Source organism: Arhodomonas sp. KWT (assembly GCF_010993615.1).
Genome location: NZ_WNXE01000766.1, coordinates 1 through 801 on the forward strand (window position 1 = coordinate 1; position 801 = coordinate 801).

1 protein-coding gene is annotated in these 801 nt (G+C 68.8%); it reads left to right on the forward strand.

Features of this window, described 5'->3' with window-relative positions:
- The coding region (dctP, locus tag G7A99_RS22265; RefSeq protein ID WP_163144182.1) for a TRAP transporter substrate-binding protein DctP at positions 1 to 720 on the forward strand (720 nt) is incomplete at its 5' end.
- Between the last annotated feature and the right edge of the window lie 81 nt (positions 721 to 801).

The window sequence follows — 801 nt, forward strand, 5'->3', positions numbered from 1 at the left end:
GCGTTCGCGTTCACCAGCACCATCCCGTTCGGCTTCGAGCAGCCGGACCAGTACGAGGCCTGGTTCTACGAGCGCGGTGGCCTGGACATGGCCCGCGAGGCCTACGCGCAGGCGGGGCTGCACTACATCGCGCCCACGGTCTACGGCCAGGAGCCGATCCACTCGAAGTTCCCGCTGCACGAACTCGACGACATGAAGGGCAAGAAGGGCCGTTTCGTCGGCCTCGCCAGCGCGGTGATGGGGGCGTTCGACGTCGCGGTCACGCCGATGCCCACCGCCGAGGTATACCAGGCGCTGGAGAAGGGCGTCATCGACTTCGCCGACCGCGGTGACCTCACCGCCAACCTGGAGGCGGGCCTCGACGAAGTGGCGAAGTACGTGATCGTGCCCGGCTTCCACCAGCCGACCACCGCGACCAGCTACGTCGCCAACAAGTCCGCCCACGACAAGCTCCCGAAGAGCTACCAGGCCGCGCTCGCGGTGGCCGCACGGGAGGTCTCGGCGGCGCTGCGCCAGCACATCCTGGCCCAGGACGTGATCGCCCTGCGCAAGTTCCAGGAGCGGGGCTGCGAGGTCATCCATCTCGGCCCGGAGGTCGTCAAGCAGGGCCGGCCCACGGCGATGGAGGTCTGGCGCGAGACTGCCGGCGATAACAAGCTCGCCACGCGCATCCTCGACAGCCAGGTCGAGTTCATGAAGCAGCTCGGCCTCATCGGCTGAGCAGCGCCCCGTCCGCCCCGGGCAGCCGCCCGGGGCGTCCAGTCCCTAGGTGCAACCGGAACGCTCGGGTATGCCTGTTCT